At 64.9% G+C, this 3,269-nt stretch carries 5 protein-coding genes and 1 pseudogene; 2 read left to right on the top strand and 4 right to left on the bottom strand.

Features of this window, described 5'->3' with window-relative positions:
• A pseudogene (locus VFH65_RS16115) lies at positions 1-314 on the top strand (phosphodiesterase); the annotation flags it as partial.
• A gap of 3 nt (positions 315-317) precedes the next feature.
• Here the strand turns inward: VFH65_RS16115 and VFH65_RS16110 are convergent.
• A complete protein-coding gene (locus VFH65_RS16110; protein WP_353322773.1) occupies positions 318-470 on the bottom strand; it encodes a hypothetical protein in 153 nt (50 codons plus the stop codon).
• A gap of 103 nt (positions 471-573) precedes the next feature.
• On the opposite strand from VFH65_RS16110, the gene VFH65_RS16105 reads away from it, so the two are divergent.
• The gene (locus VFH65_RS16105; protein WP_353322771.1) at positions 574-1,158 is read left to right on the top strand and encodes a hemerythrin domain-containing protein; all 585 of its coding nucleotides are present in this window, start codon (positions 574-576) and stop codon (positions 1,156-1,158) included.
• A 12-nt stretch (positions 1,159-1,170) separates the two neighbouring features.
• On the opposite strand, the gene VFH65_RS16100 is transcribed toward VFH65_RS16105, so the two are convergent.
• The 3 genes from VFH65_RS16100 to VFH65_RS16090 all read right to left on the bottom strand — a co-directional run.
• A complete protein-coding gene (locus tag VFH65_RS16100) occupies positions 1,171-2,067 on the bottom strand; it encodes a manganese catalase family protein (RefSeq protein ID WP_353322769.1) in 897 nt (298 codons plus the stop codon).
• Positions 2,068-2,137: 70 nt separating this feature from the next.
• Complete coding sequence (locus tag VFH65_RS16095; RefSeq protein ID WP_353322767.1) at positions 2,138-3,124, bottom strand: LLM class F420-dependent oxidoreductase; 987 nt, start codon at positions 3,122-3,124, stop codon at positions 2,138-2,140.
• Between the two features lie 50 nt (positions 3,125-3,174).
• Positions 3,175-3,269 (bottom strand): GatB/YqeY domain-containing protein (locus VFH65_RS16090; protein ID WP_353322774.1); only part of this gene is annotated, 95 nt, incomplete at its 5' end.

The raw sequence follows: 3,269 nt of genomic DNA, 5'->3' as shown, positions 1-3,269 counted from the left end.
GGTTCAAGGGCAGCGTGTGGTGGGTGCGGGCGCGCCTGGTCTCACACATCGAAACACCGGGGCTGTCGGTGGCCGGGGTACGCGACCAAATCGACTCTGGCGGCGTGGATTTCGAGATCGAGCAGGCAGCGGGAATCGGGGAGTTCCGGCCCCTTGCGCGCCTGACGCTTCGGCACGTCGACCCAAGCCGCGACGACGTCGGGTTCGATCCGGTCCTGCACAGCGATCCGGAAGTCAGCCTGGCTCCGGCCTGGCTCGGCGATCTGCGGCGCGCGGCATACAGGCGCAGCCGAGAGGGTCGCGCGCCCGAGTAGCCGTCAGTCGGGCGGCTCCTGGGAGCCCTGTTCGTCGGCTACGTCGGGGGCGTTCTCCCGTGTCGCCATTCCGCCTTCGCGTCCTTGGTCGGTTGGCCCGGGACGCCCGCCCTTCGGCTCTTCTTCGTCGTCGTAGATCCCTTTACCGCGCGGCATCGCAGTCCCTTTCGTCACGGTGGAACTACCCGCGGACGGCCCGTTTCAATCGACGCGCCCCGGGTACCTGCAGCCCACTCATCCGACGGAAAGGGCAAGAACAGTGGATGCATTGACGTTTCTTCGCGAGGACCACAAGAGTGTGCTTGGCATGTTGGAGGTACTCGACGGCGCGCCGTCGGGCACCGGTGCGCAGAGCAGCGGCCTCGGCACCATGGTGACCAACCTGATCATTGCCGAGTCCCAGCACGAGGCCATCGAGCAACAGCTCTTCTGGCCGGCGGTCCGCGATGCTCTCGACGATGGCGACGAACTGGCCGATGCCGCGATCGAGCAGGAGCAGGAAGGCAAGAAGCTGCTGCAGCGACTCGAGGACGGCGCGCCTGGCGACGCCGACTATCAACAGGCGCTGCAGGAGTTCGTCAAGGCTGCACGTGAGCACATCATGTACGAGCAGGACGTGGTGTGGCCGCGGATCGAGTCGGCGATGAGCCGGGCGGATCTGGACAAGCTTGGCGAAAAGCTCGAGCAGGCAAAGAAGATCGCGCCTACCCGGCCACATCCCGACACGCCGCCAAACCAGGCGGTGCAAACCACGATCGGCGTGGGTGCGGCGATCGTCGACCACGTGCGCGACGCGGTCAGCGGGCGGGCGGAGAAGAATCCGCCCGACCCGCAGTCACGATGAGGTTACGTTCAATCAGGTTGTCGCCGTGTGGTGTTCGTGCGTGAACGGCTTCTCGCCGACCACCGCCGGTGCACCCTCCGGATTGTCCTTCTCACCCTTGTTCTCCCGCAGCTTCGTGCCGAGCCACTCCTCCTCGGGCTTGCCGACGTACTTCCACTTCATGCCCTCCGGCCACGGTCCCTGCCCCTGATTCCACGGCCCCCGGACCGATCTGCCACCGCCGTTGGACATGTTGAACGCCACGTTCTGGAAGCGGTCGTCGCCCGGCAGCATGCCTGGTGGGAAGTTCACCGGTAGTTCGTTCAGCGCCGCCGTGAACTGCTGGAAGTGCGCGACCTCGCGGGTCATCAGGAAGGTCAGCGTGTCCTGCACACCGGGGTCGTCGGTGAATTGCTTGAGGTACTCGTAGACGACCTTGGCGCGTGACTCGGCGGCGATGTTGTTGCGCAGGTCCACCGTCGGGTCACCGTTGGCATCGATGTACGCACCGGTCCACGGTGTGCCCGCGGCATTGCTGACGTCGGGGGTGCCGCCGGACAGCACGAAGTGCAACGGGTTGGCGGCCACCTGATGAATCGCCTGTTCGCGGCCATCAACAGTGGCCACCGCGGGCATCCAGTCGCATCGCTGTTCGGCGAGCTTGAGATCGTCGTTGAGGCCGTCGAGCAGCATGGTGATCGTCGAGCCGACGATCTCGAGATGGCTCAACTCCTCGGTGGCGATATCCATGAACAGGTCGTACATCTTGGGATTCTTGCCGCGAAGCAGGAACGCCTGGGTGAAGTACTGCAGCGCAGCGGTGAGTTCACCGTTCGCGCCGCCGAATTGGTCCTGCAGCAGCGCTGCGAATCTCGGATCCGGCTCGCTGACCCGTACCTCGAATTGAAGGTCTTTATTGTGGACGAACATTGACGCCTCCCGGCTGTTGATCTGGTAAAGATCGCGGCCGGATACCCCAGGTTCGAGGCGCCAAACAGGGTCAGTTCGATTCAGTCCGAAGCTTTTCCAGCAGAGAGCCGGCCGCCTCCTTGAGGAACAGCTCCTGGCTGTCGTCGCCGACCTGCACCAGCGCGATGTCGGTGAAACCGGCTTCCCAGTACTTGCGGACCGCGTCGACGATCGCGTCGAGATCGGGTCCGCACGGGATGGATTCGGCGACGTCATCTGGCCGGACGAACTGCGTCGCGCCTTCGAAACCCGCCGTCGTCGGCAGATCGGAGTTCACCGCCCAGCCACCGGCGAACCAGCGGAACTGGTCGTGCGCACGCTGGACTGCGGTGTCGCGATCGGGATCCCAGCAGATCGGGATCTGCCCGATCACCCGGACATCGCCTGGCAGGCCGGTGGCCCTTCGCGCCTCGTGCCATGCGTCGACGATGTCCTTGTTCGGTTCGACGGCGATCAGGTGGTCGGACAACGGCGCGAACATGCCGACCGACCGCTCGCCGGACACCGCGGTGGCGATGGCGACCGGAACCTCGGGGATGTCCCAGATGCGAGCCGAGTCGACCTCGTAATAATCGCCCTTCCAGTCGACTATCTCTCCGGTGAACAGCTCACGGATGATCTGGATCGCTTCACGCAGCATGTCGTGTCTGCGCGCGATCGTCGGCCACCGCCCACCGACCACGTGCTCGTTGAGGTTCTCGCCGCTGCCGAGACCGAGCGTGAACCGGCCGTCGGCGAGGATCTGCAGAGTGGCGGCCTGCTGCGCGACGATCGCCGGGTGATAGCGCATGGTGGGGCAGGTGACGTAGGTGAACAGCTCAACCTGCTCGGTGGCGTGGGCGACGGCTCCGAGCACAGTCCAGGCGTTGGGCGCATGTCCCTGCGATGACAACCACGGGAAGTAGTGGTCAGACGACACTTCGAAGTCGAAACCTGCTCGCTCCGCCGAAACGGCATACCGGACAAGCTCTTTAGGTCCGCTCTGTTCGGTCATCAGGGTGTAGCCAAAACGCGTCATGGCTTCGGGGTACCCCGGGCCCGAAGGCGGAAAACGACCGCGTAAAGCGGCTACAACCTGGCCTTGACCGCTGCCGAGATGCGGGAGCCGTCGGCCTTACCCGCGGCGATCGCCGTCGCGGCCTTCATCACCTGACCCATCTGAC

The sequence above is a fragment of the Mycobacterium sp. genome (assembly GCF_035697385.1).
Taxonomy (GTDB): Bacteria; Actinomycetota; Actinomycetes; order Mycobacteriales; family Mycobacteriaceae; genus Mycobacterium.
The sequence above is the reverse complement of the archived record's forward strand: the minus strand, read 5'-3'. Positions and strand labels throughout refer to the sequence as shown.

Excerpts from the sequence above, each read along its gene's own strand:
- VFH65_RS16110 (WP_353322773.1), bottom strand. The coding sequence starts at position 470 with ATGCCGCGCGGTAAAGGGATCTACGACGACGAAGAAGAGCCGAAGGGC.
- VFH65_RS16100 (WP_353322769.1), bottom strand. The coding sequence starts at position 2,067 with ATGTTCGTCCACAATAAAGACCTTCAATTCGAGGTACGGGTCAGCGAG.
- VFH65_RS16095 (WP_353322767.1), bottom strand. The coding sequence starts at position 3,124 with ATGACGCGTTTTGGCTACACCCTGATGACCGAACAGAGCGGACCTAAA.